15 protein-coding genes, 1 other RNA gene and 1 pseudogene are annotated in these 20998 nt (G+C 38.1%); 5 read left to right on the top strand and 12 right to left on the bottom strand.

Annotated elements, in window-relative coordinates; genetic code table 11:
• Positions 1-110 precede the first annotated feature (110 nt).
• Entirely contained in the window at positions 111-833 is a 723-nt protein-coding gene (locus N824_RS15715) for an RluA family pseudouridine synthase (protein ID WP_048906106.1), read from the top strand.
• A gap of 10 nt (positions 834-843) precedes the next feature.
• Positions 844-2628, top strand: coding sequence for a chloride channel protein (locus N824_RS15710; protein ID WP_048906105.1), 1785 nt, complete (start codon positions 844-846; stop codon positions 2626-2628).
• A 227-nt stretch (positions 2629-2855) separates the two neighbouring features.
• On the opposite strand, the gene N824_RS15705 is transcribed toward N824_RS15710, so the two are convergent.
• From N824_RS15705 to N824_RS15700, 3 genes and pseudogenes are all read right to left on the bottom strand, one after another.
• Positions 2856-4265, bottom strand: a complete 1410-nt coding sequence (locus N824_RS15705; protein WP_048906104.1) for a sigma-54 dependent transcriptional regulator — start codon at positions 4263-4265, stop codon at positions 2856-2858.
• A gap of 99 nt (positions 4266-4364) precedes the next feature.
• An RNA gene (gene rnpB / locus N824_RS28065) (RNase P RNA component class A) lies at positions 4365-4740 on the bottom strand.
• 43 nt (positions 4741-4783) lie between these two features.
• Positions 4784-5422, bottom strand: a pseudogene (locus tag N824_RS15700) (hypothetical protein).
• A gap of 124 nt (positions 5423-5546) precedes the next feature.
• On the opposite strand from N824_RS15700, the gene N824_RS28060 reads away from it, so the two are divergent.
• Positions 5547-6257 carry a DUF4377 domain-containing protein gene (locus N824_RS28060; RefSeq protein WP_161662327.1) on the top strand — a complete coding sequence of 237 codons (711 nt, stop codon included), beginning with the start codon at positions 5547-5549 and terminating at the stop codon, positions 6255-6257.
• A gap of 42 nt (positions 6258-6299) precedes the next feature.
• Here the strand turns inward: N824_RS28060 and N824_RS15690 are convergent, their stop codons facing one another.
• Together N824_RS15690 and N824_RS30305 are read right to left on the bottom strand one after the other, a co-directional pair.
• The gene (locus N824_RS15690; RefSeq protein WP_048906102.1) at positions 6300-6701 is read right to left on the bottom strand and encodes a GreA/GreB family elongation factor; all 402 of its coding nucleotides are present in this window, start codon (positions 6699-6701) and stop codon (positions 6300-6302) included.
• 61 nt (positions 6702-6762) lie between these two features.
• Positions 6763-6954 (bottom strand): hypothetical protein, encoded by a 192-nt coding sequence (locus N824_RS30305; RefSeq protein ID WP_152542321.1) that lies wholly within the window; start codon positions 6952-6954, stop codon positions 6763-6765.
• Positions 6955-7347: 393 nt separating this feature from the next.
• Between N824_RS30305 and N824_RS15685 the strand changes: the two genes are divergently transcribed.
• Positions 7348-8037 carry a Crp/Fnr family transcriptional regulator gene (locus N824_RS15685; RefSeq protein WP_048906101.1) on the top strand — a complete coding sequence of 230 codons (690 nt, stop codon included), beginning with the start codon at positions 7348-7350 and terminating at the stop codon, positions 8035-8037.
• A 10-nt stretch (positions 8038-8047) separates the two neighbouring features.
• Here N824_RS15685 and N824_RS15680 read toward each other — a convergent pair whose 3' ends face one another.
• The 6 genes from N824_RS15680 to nirB all read right to left on the bottom strand — a co-directional run bounded on the left by N824_RS15680 (position 8048) and on the right by nirB (position 17975).
• A complete protein-coding gene (locus N824_RS15680; RefSeq protein ID WP_235207146.1) occupies positions 8048-8452 on the bottom strand; it encodes a hypothetical protein in 405 nt (134 codons plus the stop codon).
• Between the two features lie 91 nt (positions 8453-8543).
• Complete coding sequence (locus tag N824_RS15675) at positions 8544-10031, bottom strand: rubredoxin (protein WP_084498356.1); 1488 nt, start codon at positions 10029-10031, stop codon at positions 8544-8546.
• A gap of 1 nt (position 10032) precedes the next feature.
• Positions 10033-13548, bottom strand: coding sequence for a nitrate reductase (locus tag N824_RS15670; protein ID WP_048906100.1), 3516 nt, complete (start codon positions 13546-13548; stop codon positions 10033-10035).
• Positions 13549-13570: 22 nt separating this feature from the next.
• Positions 13571-14881: a NarK family nitrate/nitrite MFS transporter gene (locus tag N824_RS15665; RefSeq protein WP_048906099.1), complete on the bottom strand. Its 1311-nt coding sequence runs from the start codon at positions 14879-14881 to the stop codon at positions 13571-13573.
• A gap of 191 nt (positions 14882-15072) precedes the next feature.
• On the bottom strand, positions 15073-15417 hold the full coding sequence (gene nirD / locus N824_RS15660) for a nitrite reductase small subunit NirD (RefSeq protein ID WP_048906098.1): 345 nt from the start codon (positions 15415-15417) through the stop codon (positions 15073-15075).
• 44 nt (positions 15418-15461) lie between these two features.
• The gene (nirB, locus tag N824_RS15655; protein WP_084498355.1) at positions 15462-17975 is read right to left on the bottom strand and encodes a nitrite reductase large subunit NirB; all 2514 of its coding nucleotides are present in this window, start codon (positions 17973-17975) and stop codon (positions 15462-15464) included.
• A 271-nt stretch (positions 17976-18246) separates the two neighbouring features.
• Between nirB and cobA the strand changes: the two genes are divergently transcribed.
• Positions 18247-19017 carry a uroporphyrinogen-III C-methyltransferase gene (cobA, locus tag N824_RS15650; protein WP_048906097.1) on the top strand — a complete coding sequence of 257 codons (771 nt, stop codon included), beginning with the start codon at positions 18247-18249 and terminating at the stop codon, positions 19015-19017.
• Here the strand turns inward: cobA and N824_RS15645 are convergent.
• The gene (locus N824_RS15645; protein ID WP_235207145.1) at positions 19014-20600 is read right to left on the bottom strand and encodes a chloride channel protein; all 1587 of its coding nucleotides are present in this window, start codon (positions 20598-20600) and stop codon (positions 19014-19016) included. The two genes, cobA and N824_RS15645, sit on opposite strands and share 4 nt — an antisense overlap.
• Positions 20601-20998 lie beyond the last annotated feature (398 nt).

The raw sequence follows: 20998 nt of genomic DNA, 5'->3' as shown, positions 1-20998 counted from the left end.
TACTTTTGCATTCTGGAAGATCATTGGGCTTTTTGCTACCCGTAGCGAATTAGCTCATTGATATCTTTACAGGCTGGAATGCACTAGTTACTTCTGAAAAACACACTGAATTGAAATATCCTTCATTTAAAGACATTATCCTATTCGAAAACGATGATTATATCGTTGTAAATAAACCACCTTTTGTTGCCTCTTTAGATGAGCGCGGCGGTTCGGGTGAAGTAAATATCTTACGCCTTGCTAAACAATATAGTGCTGATGCGCAGGTTTGTCATCGCCTTGATAAAGAAACCTCGGGTGCAATTATTATTGCAAAAACTCCTGAGGCTTACCGTTCTGTAGCCATGCAATTTGAAAAGCGTAAGGTAAATAAAGTATACCACGCTGTGGTTGATGGGCAGTTTACTTTCAAAGATTTGTTTATAGACCTTCCTATTTTAAATGATGGAAATAAGAGTGTAACGATAGACCGTAAGGAAGGTAAACGTGCGGAAACGTATTTTAACTCTATTAAAAACTACCGACATTATACTTTAGTAGAGTGTAAACCAATAACTGGAAGAATGCACCAGATTCGTATACATTTAGCTACACAGCGCGCCGCAATTGTTGGAGATCATATGTATAAGGGTAAGCCGGTATACCTTTCGGCCATGAAAAAGGGATACCGCATTGCAAAGGATGATGAAGAACAACCCATCATGAAACGTTTTGCTTTGCATGCCCGCCATCTGGTATTTAAGGGCCTTGATGATAAGGATATTGTAATTGATGCACCATATCCAAAAGATTTTGCTACGCTAATTAAACTACTAGATAAATTTGACGCTTAAAAGGTAAATTATGTATATACGGCTGGTGAATTATATAGATTCAATTAACCATTACCGGAAAACTAAAATTTCTAACCGCAATTTCCTGGTTATTGCTGCGCTGATTGTTGGTATTCTGGCCGGTCTTGCTGCTGCACTTTTAAAAACCTTAACACACCATATAGAAGATTTTCTGCAAACAGGCTTCCATTGGCAGTACAAATATTATCTGTATTTCTTTTTCCCTTTTATAGGAATACTTCTTTCGGTAATGTATGTTCGAAGATTCATCAGAAAAGGAAAATTTGAAACCGGGTTAACACCTTTACTATATACAATTTCAAAAAAATCAAGTAAAGTAGAGCCTCATAACATCTATTCACAAATTATTACAGCCGCATTAACTGTTGGTTTTGGGGGTTCTACAGGTTTGGAAGCTCCAATTGTGACCAGCGGAGGCGGTATTGGTTCTGTAGTAGGCAGATTTTTAGGGTTATCGTATCGTGAAACTACGATGTTGCTGGCATGTGGCGCAGCAGCCGGAATATCTGCTGCATTTAATAGTCCAATTGCGGGTATTGTATTTGCTATAGAGATATTACTTCCAGAATTCACCATCCCTGCCTTTATACCGTTATTGCTCGCCTCGGCCACCGCTGCGGTTGTAGCAAGGTTCTTTTTTAATGAGCAGCTTTTCTTTCTGGTTACTGAAGGCTGGAAGATGAATGCGCTTGTATATTACGTGCTGCTTGCCGTGTTAATTGGTCTTTTCTCTATCTATTTTACCAAAGCAAATTCAGTTATTAAATCCTTTTTTTATAAGATTAATCATCCATATAAACGAGTGGTTGTAGGCGGTTTGATGCTGGGTATAATGGTTTTCCTGTTTCCAACATTATATGGTGAGGGTTATATTACCATTAAAAATTTGCTTGGTGGAAATTACACCAATGTAATGACAAATAGTATATTCTCTGAGTATAGTAGTTTGCCATGGCTGGTTATCCTTTTTACAGTAATAACTATTTTTGCTAAGTCATGTGCCACCCTTATTACTTTAGGTGCTGGCGGAAATGGAGGAATTTTTGCACCGAGTTTGGTTATTGGAGGTTTAATCGGTTTTGTTGTGGCATTTTCTGCAAATACCTTGGGTATAGCAAACCTGAATGTTGCGAATTTCATTGTGGCGGGTATGGCGGCTTCATTAAGTGCTATTATGMATRCACCGCTTACCGGAATATTTTTGATTGCTGAGATCACAGGTGGTTACGTTTTAATGGTCCCATTGATGATTACATCTGCAATCTCTTATTTGATCAATCGTAGTGCAAATAAATATTCTATCTATACCAAGCCTTTGGCAGAGAAGGGGGAACTGTTGTCGCATGAAGATAAAGACACTACGGTTCTTAATATGATGAAGCTTAAATATCTTGTTGAACGAGATTACCTTGTTTTAAATGAAGATGATTTGGTTTTGGTAAGAATGCCTGAAATTCTACTTTCTAAAAGAAATTTGTTTCCGGTTGTAAGTGCGGACAGGAGCTTTAAGGGTTTGGTGTTTGTTGAAGATGTTTTAAAGAGGAATGTTGCCGAAGAAGATAACCTTTCTGTGAATGACCTGATGCATACCGCTCCAGATATTGTACTGGTTACTGATTCGTTAAAAAAGGTGCTGGGAAAAATGGAAAAGGAAAATGCGTGGCTATTGCCTGTCTTGGATGAGGGTGGGGCATATCTTGGCTTTGTATCCAAAACGGCAATTTTTAATAAGTACAGGGCGCTGTTAAGCAGGCAAGCTGACTATATGGAATAAAAAAAGCTCTTGATTTTTTGAGGGTACTGAAGAAGTGGCTCGAAAATATATGAGATAAATAAAGTTATGAAATAACTGAATTTGACTTCCTTAGAATTAGCCATAGGAAATTTCAGCTAGAAAAACTTTTTACAACTTAAAGAAAATGGGGTAATTCATGACTTATGAACTACCCCATTTTTGTAAATGACTTTTTCAGTGCCCTCGATTTTTTCAGGAGCTTTTTTTTATTCTGAGGATCTTTTTAATCCGAATTTCTCGATCTTACTATATAGATGACTGCGTTGGATATCTATATCATCTGCAGTTTTAGATACATTCCAGTTGTTCTTTTCCAATTTAAACTTAATGAATTCTTTTTCAGCATAGTCTTTGTAATCCTGAAAGTTGTTGAATTTATCATAAGCCAGGGCCGGGGTAGGTACTGTCTGGGTAGATCCGTTTGGCGCAGTACCTGCTGCACCTATATTTGTTCCTCCGCTAGGATTTGCAAATACAGTTACATCATGATCTGTGATGGTTTTATCACTTAAAATAATCAGACGTTCGATCATATTGTGTAATTCCCTAACGTTACCTGTCCATGGCAGACTTTGTAATGCCGTCATGGCGCTATCGCTGATCTTTTTAACCGGCATACCGTATTCTTTACAAATTTCTTCAAGGAAGCTTTGTGCAATCTCCGGGATATCATCAATGCGCTCACTTAGATGTGGAACATGGATGTTTATAACGTTTAGACGATGGTATAAATCCATGCGGAAATTACCATCTTCGATTTCTTTTAATAGATTTTTATTGGTAGCTGCCAGTACACGAACATTAACTTCAAGTTCTTTCTCGCCACCGACACGGGTGATTTTGTGTTCCTGTAATGCGCGTAAAACTTTTGCCTGAGCAGAAAGGCTCATGTCGCCAATTTCATCTAAAAATAGCGTTCCCCCATTGGCAAGTTCAAATTTACCTATACGCTGTTTTACAGCAGAGGTAAATGAGCCTTTTTCGTGGCCAAATAGTTCGCTCTCTATAAGTTCTGACGGAATAGCAGCGCAGTTAACCTCGATAAGAGGGCTGTCAGCGCGATTCGATTTTTCGTGTAACCAACGTGCAACCAATTCTTTACCACTACCATTTGCTCCGGTTATTAATACCCGTGCTTCGGTAGGGGCAACACGCTCAATAGTTTCTTTAATTTTGTTGATATTCTCTGAACTACCTAAAATATCTCTTGTTTTGCTAACTTTTCTTTTTAATACTTTAGTTTCCGTAACTAAAGTACCTCTGTCGAGTGCGTTTCTAACTGTAATCAGTAGCCTGTTTAGATCTGGTGGTTTTGAAATGAAATCAAATGCACCTTTTTTACTGGCTTCTATTGCGGTTTCGACGGTTCCATGTCCTGAAATCATAATGAATGGAAGGTCCGGGCTGTATGCAAGCGCTTGTTCTAGCACCTCCATTCCATCCATTTTATTCATCTTGATGTCACATAGTACAAGGTCGTATTTTTTCTTTTTGATGAGTTCTAATCCATCTACGCCATTGTCAATATCCTCAACCTCATAGTTCTCGTATTCCAGGATTTCACGTAAAGTACTTCTTATCGCTCTCTCATCATCAATTATTAACAATTTTGCCATAGGGTATGCTAAATCTTCTTATTATCCAGTGCTAATATATTATTTTTCAGTTTAATAATGTGCTTTTTAAAATTATGAAACTGATATATCATATAAAAAATAAAATGCAAGCCTGTAAGCCGGGTTCTGTAATCTGATTGCTCAGGTTTTCTATCATTAATCCAGTATAAATGTTGCCATTTATCTCTAACGACCTACCCACTAACATCGGACGAGCAGCCCTACATGCGTTAGCCTATTTGGTCTTTCAACTCCCGGGGTTTACCAGTTCTCCGATCGCCCGGAAAAATCGTGAGCTCTTACCTCACGTTTTCAACCTTACCTGTGCTTAGAAGCCATCGGCGGTATACTTTCTGCGGCACTTTCCATAATTCGGGTGTTCACCCCCAAACCTCTTCCCGTTAGGAAGCGAGATGCTCTGTGTTGCCCGGACTTTCCTCTCCGATATAATCGCAGCGATAGAACGGCTTGCATTTGCGGCAAAGATACAAAATAAGGAATGTATAAATTAGAGTTGTTTACTTTGTCACGTAAATCTTTTTACTGTTTCCTTTGATCGATTTTATTTTACCGAATAACCTTTTTGCATCAAAAGAATTAAAATAGGCGATTTTTACATTTCCTATTGACTTAACCTTTYMGRMSKRAYYRTTAAYRWCAWAAGCATTGTTGTATTTAATCTGAATGGGACCTATAGATTTAATTGCCCCAGATTTATCGTGGACATCGAAAGCATTATTGTATTTAATTTGAATGTTACCGATGGATTTTATTTTTCCTTTGGGATCATGAATATCAAAATTATCATTGTAATCAATTTTGATTCCCCCTATCCATTTTATTTTTCCCGATTTTTCATTGTCAAAACGATCGTAATATTCAATTTTCTGATTGGCAATGAATTTAGAATGTTCGTTATCGGTATATTCTGAATTATTTGTGTAATCCGGAAGTGCTCCTTCGGCCTCATCGATATAAGATATGTCGCCATTAGAATTTAAACCAATGATAATCATGTTGTTAATAGTTAGTTCTACAGATCTGATTCCATTTTCTCTATCGGAGACTCTAAAATGTGCACTTGTTAGGGTCTGTGAGCCGGAAATAAGGCTGTGGCATAGCAACAAGCCAAGCACAAACAGGAGTTTGCGTTTCATAGTAGTTTCATTAAGTGTGTAACCTAAAGTAAGTAAATCTTATCAATCTCGGGAGAAGAAAATCTTATATTTATGGAAACAATCTGTTACGTGCATCTTTTTAATAAATATGAATACACAGAAAATGAAAAGAATTATAACCAATAATTTTAGACCAAAATTAATACTAACTATTTTAATGTTACTGGGCCTTTCAGTTTACGCCAATGCAGCTGATGTAATAAAGCTTATAATTAAGGAAGATCGTGCAAGTTGCACAGGTGTAGCACCACAAACTTGTTTTCAGGTAAAATATAAAAATAGTAAAGGTTGGGAGCTGTTTTACAGCAATATCTCTGGTTTTAATTATAAACCTGGTTATCGTTATGTAATTCTGGTAACACGTACTAAAGGGGCCAATGTTCCTGCTGATGCATCAATTTATACTTATAAACTAAAGAAAGTTTTAAAGAAACAAAAGATGCCAGTGAGAGCTGGTGATTGGGATTTTGTTATTAAACACAAATGGAAACTGATTCAGATGAATGGTGTTACTCAGGAGCGATCGACTGCTTATGTAGTATTTGACAAAGAAAAGGGAAGAATTAATGGTTTCGCAGGATGTAATTCTTTCTTTGGAATTTACGAGAAAGGCGATGGTAAACTTACATTTAAACAAATGGCCAGCACTTTAAAGGCCTGCATAGATGAAGATAGAAATAAGCTCGAAAATGAATTTTTAAAACTAATAAGCGACAAAACATTTAAATACGATGTTGCTGAGCAAACATTAAATTTTTATGAGAACAACCGTTTGGTTTTAATGTTCGGGATGGCTCCTTTAGATAAGAAATAGGGTAACAAAAAACCGGCATCTTTATCAGATGCCGGTTTTTTGTTACCCTATTTTAGTGACCTCTTTTATTTGATATTTTTTTATTCCGTCGGGCATTTCCCATTGTACTATGGCTCCTTGAGTATAGCCAAGGATTGCTACACCTATTGGTGAGAGAATGGAAAGGGTATTGTGTTTTCTTCGTGCCTTTGCAGGAGCAACAAGTTTGTAGGTGAATTCTTTTCCTGATTCCATTTCCCTCACTTTCACATTGGTGTTCACCGTAACCACGTCAGCGGGTAATTCATTTCTTAAAACCTGTTTGGCATGTTTTAGTTCCAATTCAAGTTTTGCTTCGTTATACCTGCTTAACTTTCTTCTTCTTAAATGATCTTTAAGGAGATCATAAATTCCAGTTGATAGCATGATAGGTGTTTCGTTTATTTTTATTAATGCAGTATTCATATTTTTTTGTATTGATTAAATGACTGAATAATTTGATTTTTATGAATTGCCTCAGCCAGTATTAATCGACTGAGGCAATGCCATCGAAGTCTTTATTGCTGTACCAGCTCATTAAAAAGATAAAAGTGCCTGCTGAGAGTAAAACCAGAAGTGGCTTAAGTAGTAAAATAGCCAATAGTAAAACCATCAGTAGAGCTAAAAGCAGCATGATATGAATGGCCCTAAAAAAGCATTTAGCGCTTATTAATTTCATTTTGGAAAAGCAAGAAGGTGAAAGGAAAGAATTAAATATCTGGACCCCTGACCCTAAGAAAAGGGAGGGGTTTATTTAATAAAGTCTTTACTGCTTTTAAGAAACGAATCTCCTAAACCGTACTGTAAGGAAAGAAAGCGTAAAAACATAGCAATAGCAGTTCGCAATAATGTTGCAAGCTGAATACTTATTGTTTTATAAAATTGCTTAAAGAGATACATTGGTTCAAAGATAGCCCTAATGCTTTGATATAAAAATTATACCTGAATGGAATTGCGATTATTGCACTATTATGCCATATGTGGGTCCTGATTTTTGAAATCGGATGTCTAAATTTAATTGATTTATTGTTTCTTTGTTAGCTAAGAGGAAATCCTTTTAGCTAAAGACCTTATGAAGAAAAATACAAAGGCATGTGATCTGCAAAGCTGCTTAATGTGCAGATTGGTTTTAAAGGAATGGAAATTACCTATTGAGAATCATCGGAAGAACTTTTTGATGAAAAAAGGGGAGGTGATAATTAAAGAAGGAGATCCGGTTAATGGTATTTATTTCGTTAATAAAGGCAAAGTTAAAATACACAAAACCTGGGGAGATAAGGAGCTAATAGTTCGTTTTGCCAATAATGGTGCAATTATTGGTCATCGCGGTCTAAGTACCAAAAGTGCCATTTTTCCTATATCTGCCACTGCGCTTGAGGCTACATCGGTATGTTTTATTGATTTAGATTTCTTTATGTCGACCCTTAAGATAAATTCAGACCTTACTTTTCAATTGATGATGTTTTACGCTGATGAACTGCAGGAATCGGAACGTAGAATGCGGAATCTGGCACACATGTCTGTTAAAGGGCGTTTGGCTTTATCTATTCTCCAACTTAAAGATCAATTTGGTGTGAATGATAGAGGACATATTGATATAGAGTTGAGCAGGCAGGATCTTGCTGCTTTTACTGGAACCACATATGAAACGGTTTTTCGAATGATGAATGAGCTTGTTAGAGAGGATTTGATTTCGATAACGGGAAAAGCAATAAGTGTTAAAGATTCCAGGGGTTTAAAAGCATTAACACTTATTGCATAATCCTTGTACTTTAAAATTTATACCCTAAGCCCACTCCAACATTCCACTTTCCATCTTTAGTACTTGTTTTTGCTGTATAAAGCATCGGCATCTGCAAAGCGATGTGTTTATAAATTGCCGTTACACCACAGCCTAAAGAAGGTATGATAATTGCATTTTTGGGCGCATTTCCAGCTGATTTGTCTTCTTTGATTTTTAAACTGGGAAGCAAACCTATTAGTAAGCTAAAAGGTTTGCTGGTGTATTTAATTGCGGGGCCTGTACAGTTTATTGCTGCTCCATGATCAATGTAACTTAATACCACTACTCCCTCAAATAGGGTAGGTTTAATTTGTGTTGCTTGAGCTTTTCCCTTAAAATTTAGCATGCAAAGTGCCAGTCCGCCATAAATGGCAAGTTGTAATTGTGTTTTCATGAAATGATAATTTAAATGTGAAACCTTAACTGTTTGTTTTGCTCGTAATAGTTGGCGGTATTAATTTTTAATTATTCTGGGCATTGAAATCCTAAGCGGTTAGTATTGACTCTTTTTGAATCGGAATAATATCTGATTTAAGCGCTCCGCAGACTGCGCAGCTGTAATTCTCTTTTAGGTCTGAGAAACTAGTTCCAGGCAATATTCCATTTTGCTCGTCTCCCCATGTCTCATCATATATAGTTAAACAGTGATTGCACTGGTGCACAATTACATGCTCAATTTCTGTAGCTAATTCTGTTTCGTAGTAATTGTCGGCAGAAACACTTTCTGATAAAGTTTGAAGCTCATAATAATTGTCGCAAAGTTGTACCAATTCTTCAGCTAATGATGTCCTGTCAATGTTGTCTTTATAAAGCGTGAAATTCTTTGAATTGGGATTAAAATCAGTGGTATGAAGAATGTCGAATTTGCATTCATTCTCTAAGTCATTATTAGCGCATTTTCTTATAATTACCGAACCAAACAAGCCGCTTTTTGGATTGGTCTTAATTGCAAAACAAAGTTTAAAAGTTCTTAAGTCTACTTTGTTGAACTCGGTAATGAGCTCACGCTTAAGGTTAAGCCCATATTCACAGAGATCCTCGCTTTGCCAATTTAGTTCATTAGATGCGTGGCGTACATTTATACGATTCTTGTCCAGTACGGCATTCCAGAGTTTTTTGTCGCCTGTTTCTACACCTTTTATGATAATTGATTTCCATGGAGTAGTATATAGCTGGCCAATGCGGGTTTTTGCGCAAATAGCACAAAGATCTTTAAGAAATGAAACTGAAAACAATTCGTTCCTACGGTAAATTCCTAGCCAATATTTGTCGTTGTATTTATTGAATCCCTCATAGTATGGTAACTGAAAGTCCGGTAACTTTAACGGGGCAGAGGGGGGTTGGTGAAAAACGTTTCCGGCTAGTTTTACCTTATTTTCCAATACCTGCCCGTCAATGTTAATTTGATCATAAAACAAATTTTTATTGCTGAATATTGCGTCTTCAATCAATTTACTAAGGGTGCCAATGTCCTCAGAGTAAATTAAAGATGACCAGCAGTAAATGATATTAGTTCTGGGAAAACGTATATATAAATACCAATAATTGCCAATCTCTGAAGATATGAAGTTTAAATTCCCTGTGAAAAAGGGAATTAAGGTCTGACTGTTGTCTGCCAGATTGATTTTTAATCTTGGAGTGTAGTTAAAAGCGTCTAAGACGTCTCTGTAAACTCCTTCACGGAGCCAGTTCGAATTGTTAAATATATCTTCTGTTACATAAGAACTAATGATGTTTGGCTGTTTATCTGCATCTATTTCAAAGTCAGTGTCGGATATAAAAAAGCCATGCTCAATGTCCTCTAATTTATCTTCATCAACAGAAAAATAAAGTTGCTGTCTGGTACCAAATCTTACGTTTTCTATTGCTGATTCTTCGAGAATGTTGAGGATTTGTAAAAGATCACCAATAGAGACAATGCCTCCCGGGAGGTTTACTTTAATCTGATGTTTTCTTACTTCCTTATTTTCCATATCAGTTTGTTTTTTCTAATAATTCTTCCTTTAAAGCTTCCTGAAGGATAAGCTTAACCTCTGGTTTACAAGAACCACAACCCATTCCTGCTCCTGTTGATTCACATAATTCCTTAAAATCGGAACACCCTGAGGTTATTTTTTTGAGGATGTTTCCTGCTCCAACATTGTTGCAGCTGCATACCAGTTTACCCGATACCGGTTCTGTTTTTTTACCACTTCTGAGCAGTTGTAATCTTTTATCACTTAATTCTATTTTATTGGCTATTAGTTCTCTGAACTCAAGGAATTCGGTTTTATCTCCAATTAGGATAGTTCCAACAAGTCTGTCCTGGTGGATGATGCATTTTTTATAATAGCGCTTTGCCTTATCGATAAAAACAATCTCTTCATAGTTTTGATCATCAGGGCATTCTGATAGCCCAATACTACAAAGGTCAAATCCATGAATCTTTATAATGTTCATGAAGAGACTACCTTTATAATAGCTGCTGATGTCTCCGTTGTGAAATTTGGCAACTACCTCTGCTTGTTGCTCTGCAGCGGCGGTTATTCCATATAGTGTGCCCTCAAACTCAGCAATCTCACCTATAGCATAAATGGAAGGGTCGTTAGTTTGTAAACGCTCGTTTACAAGTACACCACGTTTACAATCTAATCCTGTTTCTTTTGCCAGTTCAATATTGGGAGTAGTACCAATAGCCAGTATAATTGCGTCACAATTTATCCTGCGGCCACTTTTTAGTTCGATACCTGTTAGTTTGGAGCGACCATAGTAAAGCTGTACTTCATCATTGTAATAAATATCACAGCCCTGATCTACCATTTCCTCATGTAGCATCTGGCTTCCCAGCGGATCCAACTGTCTATTCAGAAATCTGGATACCCTATGAATGATGGTTATTTTTACGCCTATTTCACGTAGTGATGCGGCCATTTCCAACCCGAGCAGACCGCCACCGACAACTACAACATGAGCGTTTTTAGGAATATGTTTTTTGAAATTGTCCGCATCTGTACGGCTACGCATGGTGAATATGCCAGGTAAGGAAGGCGCGTTTTTGGGAAGGGTAGAGCGACTTCCGGTAGCCATAACAAGTACATCATACGAAGTTCTTTTGCCGGTTGAATCTATTACATACTTCTGTTCTCTGTTTACTTTTTCTACGCTGATGCCTCTTAACAGTCTGATATTGTATTCAGGTTCTTCCTCATCATTCATTTTCACCAATTGTTCCCATTTTTGTTCTCCGCTTATGTAATCAGGGAGCATTACGCGATTGTAAAATGGAAAATTCTCTTTGCTGAAGATTGTGATTTGGTCTTCCTTGTTGATTTCCCTGTAAGATTTAACAAAGCCATAAGCGCCGGCACCAGCACCTATAATTACTATCTTTTGGAAATGTTTTTGGAACTTCTCAATATTTACTGCACAATATTTAAAATCAGGTTCTTTGGAGAGGGGATCTAATATAGTACTGGTAACGTTGTTGGCTCTGTTTAAGTCGCTACCCAATATTTTTCCCCAATGCATAGGAAGAAATACCACGCCTCGCTTTATGGAAACGGATAGCTTTGCTTTAACCTGCACTTCGCCTCGTCTGGATCGCACAACAATAACCTGATTATCTTCTATAGACAAGAATTCTGCATCTGCAGGATTGATTTCCATAAAAGCATCTTTAATATGCTGTTTAAGCTTGCTCACTTTGCCTGTTTTTGACATGGTGTGCCAGTGATCACGAACTCTGCCTGTGGTTAGGATAAATGGAAAATCCTCGTCAGGAAGTTCGCTGTTTAGCTGATCGGAGGGGCTGTGTATAATTGCCTTCTTTGAACCTGTATGAAAAGAATGATTTGTAAACAGCCGTTTTGTACCGCTCTCAGTTCTTTTGTTGAAGGGCCATTGCAGAGTATTGCTTTTGTCGATTTGTTTATAATCTAACCCGTGTATATTAATGCTGGTTCTATAGGTGAGTTTTGCATGTTCTTTATAGATATCCTCCATGCTATTGTATTCAAAACCATTATAGCCCATTTTTTTTGCAAAACGGCAGATGATCTCTGCATCAGGAAGTGCTTCTCCAGGTGCATCGATAATTTTATTCAGGTGACTTATCCTTCTTTCGGAATTGGTCATGGTGCCTTCTTTTTCTGTCCAGGCTGCTGCGGGTAAAATAACATCGGCATAAGCAAGTGTTTCTGCCTTATCTGTAATTTCCTGTATTACCACAAATTTTGCTCTTTTTAAAGCTTCTTCAGCAAATCGAGCATTGGGTAAACTTGTTAATGGATTTGTGCAAAGTATCCAGATTGCTTTAAGCCGACCATCGTGCAGGGCTTCAAACATTTCTGTAGCGGTAAGCCCTGTTTTGCCAGAAATTGTTGTTCCTCCCCAGAATTTTTGTACTTCCTGACGGTGTAGTTCATTCGATAGATCGCGATGTGCAGGAAGGAGGTTTGCTAGTCCACCTACTTCGCGGCCACCCATCGCATTTGGTTGTCCGGTAAGTGAGAATGGGCCAGAACCTGGCTTTCCAATGTGACCTGTAATGAGATTCAGGTTAATCAGGCTCAGATTCTTGTTTACACCAATTGAACTTTGGTTAAGCCCCATTGTCCACATCGTTAAAAAACCCCTGGCATCTCCAATATATGTTGCCGCAAGTTGTATTTCAGAGACAGTGACGCCGCAGATTTTGGCTGATTCTTCTAAAGTTCTTTCCAATACCTTCTGCTTGTAATCGGCAAAACCCTCTGTGTGATTCGTTATAAAATCACTGTCTACATTACCTGTTTCAATAAGCACCCGGCCTATTGCATGATTAAGCGTTACATCAGTTCCAGGATTGATTTGCAAGTGAAGATCAGCAAGACCACAAGAGTCAGTCACTCGTGGGTCTGCTACAATAATTTTAGTGTTTGGATTTGCAAGTTTATGAGCCTCTACTCTGCGCCAAAGTATTGGGTGGCACCATGCCGGGTTAGCTCCGGTAACGAAAAAGCAGTCGGCCAGTTCAATATCGTCATAACACACCGGAACACTATCTTCACCTAAAGCCATTTTATAAGCAGTAACAGCACTGCTCATGCAAAGACGAGAATTGGTGTCGATATTGTTACTGCCTATGAAACCTTTAATTAATTTATTGATAACATAGTATTCTTCGGTAAGGCATTGGCCGGATGCATAAAAAGCAACAGAATCAGGACCGTATTTATCGATAAAAGTCTTAAAAACAGCTGCTGTCCGATTCAGTGCATCATTCCAGCTTACCCTTTGCAAGGGCATATTTTTATTATACCTCATCTGAGGATAGAGCAGACGATCACTTTTGTCGTTTACAGTGTACTGGAGGTTAAGACCTTTACTGCAAAGCATCCCATGGTTTACCGGATGATCTTTGTCGCCCTGTACCGTAATGGTCTTGTTTTTTTCTAAAGTAACGTTTACGCCACAGCCAACACCACAATAGCAGCAGGTGCTTTTAAAAATCTTGTTCTTATCTCCAGACATACATGTTTTCTGTTAGGTAGAATTAAGCCTGTTGGAACTCTTGTTTTACTGTTTCCGTATTTTCGGATCTTTTTAACTGAAATCGAGTAATAAATACCAGCAGACCAATTACTGCTACTCCAATCCCTATATAGTGAAATGCATCAGCGTAGGTGAGGTGCTCCGATTTAAAAAGGAAGCCTACCAGCATGGCGCCTATATTTCCGCCTGCCCCAACAATACCACTTACGGAACCAATTGCGTCTTTATTAATGAAAGGAACAATACCATAAGTACCACCATTAGCCATTTTTAGAAATAGGGCAAATAAAAGCATTGCTGCTATAGCTAAACCAAGAGTTTGTGATTGGGCAAATAAGCTAATCCCAATCCCTTCCAAGACTAACAATGCCCCTAATAGTATTCCTTTTCCTCTTAGGCCATAAGATTTTCCAACTTTATCACTAACAAAGCCGCCTAGCGCTCTTGCAAAAATGTTCATACCTCCAAATATGCTTGCCATGGCACCTGCCATAATCATTGATGCACCGAACTGGTCTGTAAAAAAGGTTGCAGCAACATTATCAACGGTTATCTCTATTCCAAAGCATGCGGCGTAAGCTAATGCCAGCACCCATGTTCTGTAATCTTTTAATGCAGCCATAAAAGAGCCCTTTTGAGCTTTTTTGACCTTAATGACCTGTAAATCATTAAAGTTTCCGGCGGGCGTGTCTTTTGTATACCTATAATAAACAAAAGCCATAATTAATAAAATTACACCAGGAACTATCATGGCAACCCTCCATGAGTTTGCTTGACTTACAAAGCCCAGGCCGGCAAAACCTGCGGCGATAAGTGGCATTATCAGGTTTGTTACTCCACCACCAAGATTTCCCCAACCGCCTGTAACGGCATTAGCGGTTCCTATTACATTTGGGGCAAACATCATTGAGGTGTGGAATTGGGTGATTACGAAAGAAGCACCAATAATTCCGATGACGAAGCGGAATAAAAGAAAACTTTCGTAGCTGTTACTTAATCCTATACACATAACGGGTATTGAACCAAGAGCAAGTAGAATTGTGTAAGATAACCTTGGTCCAAGGGTATCGCATAGCTTACCAATAATTAGTCTGGCAATAATTGTTGCAGAAACTGAGGCGATAATAATATTGCCGATCTGATCTTTACTTAAGTGTAGCTGTTCTCTTATCAGCGGCATGAGGGGGGCTACACCAAACCATCCAAAAAAGCAGAAAAAGAAGGTTATCCAGGTAATATGAAAGGTTTTCATTTGAATGCCTTTCGTTGAAAATATATTAAGTTTTTTTAGTGGTTTAAGTTCTTCAGTCATAATTCATGAGATTTAGGTTCCGGAATTTGTTTGATGTTGTGGTGGTTAAAGGTTTACGGAAATTAATTTCATGAAGGTGCTGCACTGATAGAAAGAATAAATACTTTTTGATACATTTGATAAGTTTTATTTAATCAATGAGACTATTTTACCCCGTCAGAAATCCGACCTTCTGATGGGGTTTTTTATGTTTAATTTTGTAAGCCGATGTATACTAATCCATCTTCAACCTTAACTGGGTAGGTTTGTATGGCGCATTCATCTCCACTTAAACACTCTCCTGTAGAAAGTGAAAATGTCTTTTTATGAAAGGGACAAGCAATTTTAGGGTCTTCACCCACAGAGCCGATCATGCCACGGCTAAGTGCCATCTGCCTGCGGTGTGGGCATAGGTTTTGTGTGGCATACCATTCATTTCTGCGGGTAAAATAAAATAAGGCAATTTGTTCCTCGCCGCATTTAACACATACTCCTCCGTTTTGTACTGCGTCTTCAACGCGACATGCTTCAAACCAGTTTGTTGTTGTTTCTATCATGATTTCTGTTTTGTTAGTGTATAAATAGGTTTGTTTATTTTAAGTTATGCTGTTGTCCAATTCGCTGCCTTTTTCTGGCCGCGCATTTCGTCAAATTTTATACTTGGATCTTTCTCTTCCGGTGCATTCACAAAATGATTGAACCTTTTTCTTATTTCAGGATCCTCAATTGCTGTTTTCCATTCACATTGATAGCTATTTACAATGTTTTGCATTTCAATTTCCCATTGTTCTGCCATTCCCAGGCTATCGTTTACAACTACATTTCTCAGGTATTCAATTCCACCCTCCATTTTGTTTAGCCATGGAGCAGTTCGTGTTAATGGATCGGCAGTGCGGATATAAAACATTAAGAATCTATCGATGTATTTGATGCATGTATCACTGTCTACATCGGAAGCCAGAAGGAGTGCGTGCTGAGGTTTGCTGCCGCCATTACCACATACATACAAGTTCCATCCCTTTTCGGTTGCTATGATTCCAAAATCTTTACTTTGTGCTTCTGCGCATTCACGAATACATCCGCTAACGGCAGATTTTAGTTTATGTGGAGCCCTTAAGCCTCTGTAACGTTCTTCTATTCTGATGGCATAACTCACACTATCATGCAAACCAAAGCGGCACCATGTGCTGCCAACACAACTTTTAACTGTTCGTAATGCTTTTCCATAAGCATGTCCGCTCTCGAAGCCGGCAGCAATTAGTTCTTCCCATATTAATGGCAGGTCACTTAAATGGGCTCCGAACATATCTATGCGTTGTCCGCCGGTGATTTTTGTATACAAGCCATACTTTTCAGCAACCTCTCCAATGATTACAAGTTTATCCGGTTTGATTTCTCCTCCCGGAATTCTTGGAACTACTGAGTAGGTTCCTCCTTTTTGAATATTTGCCAAAAACCTGTCATTACTGTCCTGGGCGGTATCATTACCTCTTTTAAGAATCATATCATTCCAGATACTTGCAAGAAGTGATGATACCAGCGGTTTGCATACTTCGCAGCCATCGCCTTTGCCTACGTTGTCCAGTACTTGCTCGTAATTTTTAAGGTTGTGTATTTTTATAAGATCATATAATTCTTGTCTGCTCAGTTGGAAGTGTTCACATACTACATTTCTAACGTACTTGCCGTTTTCTTTCATGGTGTGCAGCATCAAATCTTTTACCATTGGTATACATCCTCCGCATCCTGTACCGGCTTTAGTGCATTTTTTGATTGCATCTACCGATTCGCATCCCTCTGAAGAGACAGAATTGCAAATGGTTCCTTTTGATACGCCTTCACAGCTACAGATCAACGCATCATCTGGAAGTCCGGCTAACCCAGCGTTCTCAGTTTGTGAGCTGCCGCCACGCGATCCTAATATCAGATCTTCTGGGTTAGGAGGGAGCGTAATTTTGTTGTTTACAGTTTGCAGTAACATATTGTAAGCCTCTGCTTCGCCAATTAATATACCTCCAAGTAAATATTTCCCATCGTTGCTGATGTTGATGCGTTTGTAAATCCCCTTATGGGTGTCTTCAAATAGAATACTTCTTGAGTCTGGTTCTGTAATAAATGGATCTCCGAAACTTGCTACATCTACACCAATAAGTTTAAGCTTGGTGCTCATATCGAATCCGTTGAATATTTTGCTGCCTTCGCATAGATTAGTTGCTACTACTTCGGCCATTTCGTATCCTGGAGCAATCAATCCATAAATGTTGTGGTTAAATAAAGCACATTCTCCAATTGCAAAAACAGATGGGTCACTGGTTTGCATAGTTTCATTTACCAGAATTCCACCTCTGGTGCCTACTTCAATTCCGCATAGTTTGGCTAGTTCATCCCTGGGGCGTATTCCGGCAGAAATTACAAGTATGTCCGTTTTTAATTCACTTCCGTCATTAAATTTTAGAGATTCAATACGGTTTTCGCCTTCTATGCTGCTCGTACCTTTGTTTGTGTATATGGATAATCCTAATGCGTTAAGTTTAGTTTGTAGCATTTGACTTGCAGCACTATCTATCTGCCTGGGCATTAGCCTTGGCGCAAATTCAATTACATTTGTTTCGGCAAGATTTAAATCTATTAATGCTTTAGCGGCTTCTAAGCCCAGTAAGCCTCCGCCTAATACGGAGCCTGTTTTTACATTTAAGGCATAGTTTTTAATGAGCTCAAGATCTTCGATGGTGCGATAAACAAAAACCCCTTCTTTATCAACACCAGGGATATCAGGTACAAAAGCCGATGAGCCTGTTGCCAGAACCAGATAGTCGTAATTTAAAATAAGCCCTTTATTTGAATGGATGGTTTTGCTTTCTCTGTCAATTTCTTTTACCGGGTCGCCAAGATGAAGTGTGATGTTTTGTTCGTTGTACCAATTTTTATGAGATAAAGAAAGGTCTTCTGCACTTTTTCCGTTAAAGTATTCGCTTAAATGAACTCTGTCGTATGCTCTTCTTGGTTCTTCTCCAAATACAATAATTTTAAAATTATCGGATTTAGTGGCTAATTTTTCGCAAAACTTGTGTCCAACCATTCCATTTCCTATTACGATTACTATTTTATGATTCATAATTCCGATTTTGTTGGGTTATTTATTTTATTTAACGAATATATGTGGTTTGTTTAGTCAAATATATACAATAATTTATATTATTATAATTAATTTATGATTTATATCATGTTTATTTTAAATTATTGGTATGTTTTTAAGTTATTTTGTGTTTTATATTATTTAATTGTGTTAAATATTTTGTTTAAATGAGCATTTTTGATGTATTTATGTTATTTAAATTGTATATTTATGGTATTAAATCATTTTTTTAATATTTAATCTCGGTTTTATGGCTGTTTCTTTAAAAAAAATAGATAAACCATTGTTTTTTGTTGTTGGTTCTGGTCCTGGGGATCCAGATTTGTTAACAATTAGAGGTTTTAAGGTTCTGCAGGCTGCAAAAGTTATACTTTATGATAATTTAGCATGTAAAGAGTTGCTGGATATAGCTTCTGATGATTGCGAAAGAATTTATGTAGGTAAAAAGCCCTATGGACTTTGTACTTCACAGGAAACTATTCATCAGTTGATAAAGCATTATGCACTTACAAGAGGGAATGTTGTCCGTTTAAAAGGAGGGGATCCTTTTATTTTTGGAAGAGGTTTTGAAGAAATCTTATTTGCGCGTGAGCACGGTATAGAATCTCATTACGTGCCGGGTATCAGTAGTATGCAGGCGAGTGGTTTAAGTGATATTCCTTTAACCCATCGCGGAGTAAGCGAAAGTATCTGGATTATAACAGGTACAAAAAAAGATGGTTCTTTATCGTCTGATCTCCAATTAGCAGCTAAAAGTAAAGCTACAGTAGTTATATATATGGGAATGAAAAAGCTGACAGAAATATCGTCGTCTTATATTATGTCTGGCAGAGGTGCTGTTCCTGCTGCAATAATTCAGAATGCTTCGCTGCCGCATCAAAAACAGGTTGTCTGTGAGGTTAAAGATTTATCTCAGGCGGCAACGGATTCCGGGCTTTCCCATCCGGCAATTATAATAATTGGAGATGTAGTAAAAGCTGCAGAATTCGTCGCTGCTCAAGAAGCACATAAGTATGCCTAGTTTTCTTTTACTTTATGAATTAATTGACGTCCTCTTACAAGTATTTTGATGCGTTGACGCTTTAAGGACAAGTTAATTCCTGCCTCCTGATTTTCCTTGAGGTGTATTTTGTATGCGGTAAGTATATCTTTATAAGTGAGTAAACCAATTACCCTGCTTTTTTCTTTGGCGGATAATACAGGTAGAAACTCCTTGTCACATTTAGACATTAACTCTACGGCCCGTGCCAGATTATTGTTGCTTTCTATAGCAGGTATATTTTGTTCCATGATCTCGGCTATAGGACCACTTGCATCATGATTTTTATTATATATACTTGAAAGCGTAATCACACCTTTAAAGTTATCATCCTCATCTGTTACTATAAAGTGATTTTCCAGCGGCGGGTTAAGGTCAAAGAATGACCTGATTTCACTTATGCTATTTCTGGTGCTTATAACCATGCTATTTGCTCTTAATACATCCACTACAGTCATTTTTCGTAGTACATCTGGTTCGTAGGAATCTGGGGTGTATATTCCTCTTCTTGCAATTTTCTCGGTCATAATTGTATTTTCCATAAAAAAGAAAGATATCAGGTATGACGCTGTACAGGCTCCGAGCAAAGGTAACAGTGCGTGAGATTGCATGGTGGCTTCCAGCGCGAAAGTTATGCTGGTTAGATAAGCTCTTGAAGCACCTGCAAACATAGATGACATGCCCACTAAGGCAGCCATTGGAATGCTTATACCTGAATTTGGAAAAAGAATAAATGTAATTGAGCCAAGTATAGCTCCGGCTGCGCCACCAATTGTTAATAGAGGTGCGAGTGTACCTCCTGATGTGCCACTACCGAGAGCAATTGCCCAGGAGAGAAATTTAAAGAAGCAAAGACTCAACATCAAAGCCAGTGGTATTTTTCCTGATAAAACACTGGTGATGTTATCGTAACCTACACCTAGGGTATGGGGGGCAAAAAAGCCAATTATTCCAACCGCCAAGCCGCCAATTGCAGGCCACCACATCCAGTGAATAGGTAATTTTTCAAAGGCATCTTCGATATGGTAGACAACTTTGGTTAGCCCAAGTGAAACAAAGCCTATGATTATACCTATAAAGCTGTAAATGCCCAGAGCCATATTTGATGGTGAACTAAGCTCAGGCATAGGGAACACTGGTCCTGATTCAAATAGAAACTGATGCGCGGCGGCACCTGTTATGCATGCCAGCGCTACAGGTAATATGGCTTTGGGTGAAAATTCAAATAGCAGGAGTTCAATGGCCAGAAAAATAGCTGCTATGGGTGTGCCAAATATTGCAGACATACCCGCAGTAGCTCCAGCAGCAAGAATGATTTTGCGCTCGTTAGGCGTAATTTTAAATAACTGACCTAATGTAGATCCCAAAGCGCCACCGGTTGCAATTATAGGCCCTTCTGCCCCAAATGGCCCTCCGGTACCTATCGCAATAGCGGAAGAGATGGGCTTTAAAAGTGCAATTGAAGGTTTAATTTTGCTTTGGTTAACAAGGATTTGTTCCATTGCTTCTGGAATACCATGTCCTCTTATTGCTTTTGAACCATATAGTGCCATCAATCCAACCACAATGCCCCCAATTGCAGGAATAATAATTACCCATATTCCCAGATGATTGTTCGCAGGGCTGTTGAATTTTAAGTCGAAGCTTCCGTAAAATGCGATGTTGGTTACAAGATCTATAAGAGATATTAAAACTTTTGCAATTAGACTAATTGCAACAGCAACACCAATAGATAGTAAAGAAACCTGTAGTAAGCGTTTTTTCTGGAAGTAGCCCTTCTTTGTATCATTTGCTGACTGAGTTAAATAATCTAAGGAGGGGGATATTNGAAKCYMNGWTTTTATGCAACGGTCTTTTCATTTAGCTGGTGAATTTTGTAGTGTTAAAATGTGAGTGTTTTTATATGTAGGCACAAAGGTAAGGTTAATTTATATTCTAAAAAAGCTAATTATATTGTTTTTAC

The organism is Pedobacter sp. V48 (assembly GCF_000523515.1).
Classification (GTDB): Bacteria; Bacteroidota; Bacteroidia; order Sphingobacteriales; family Sphingobacteriaceae; genus Pedobacter.
The sequence above is the reverse complement of the archived record's forward strand: the minus strand, read 5'-3'. Positions and strand labels throughout refer to the sequence as shown.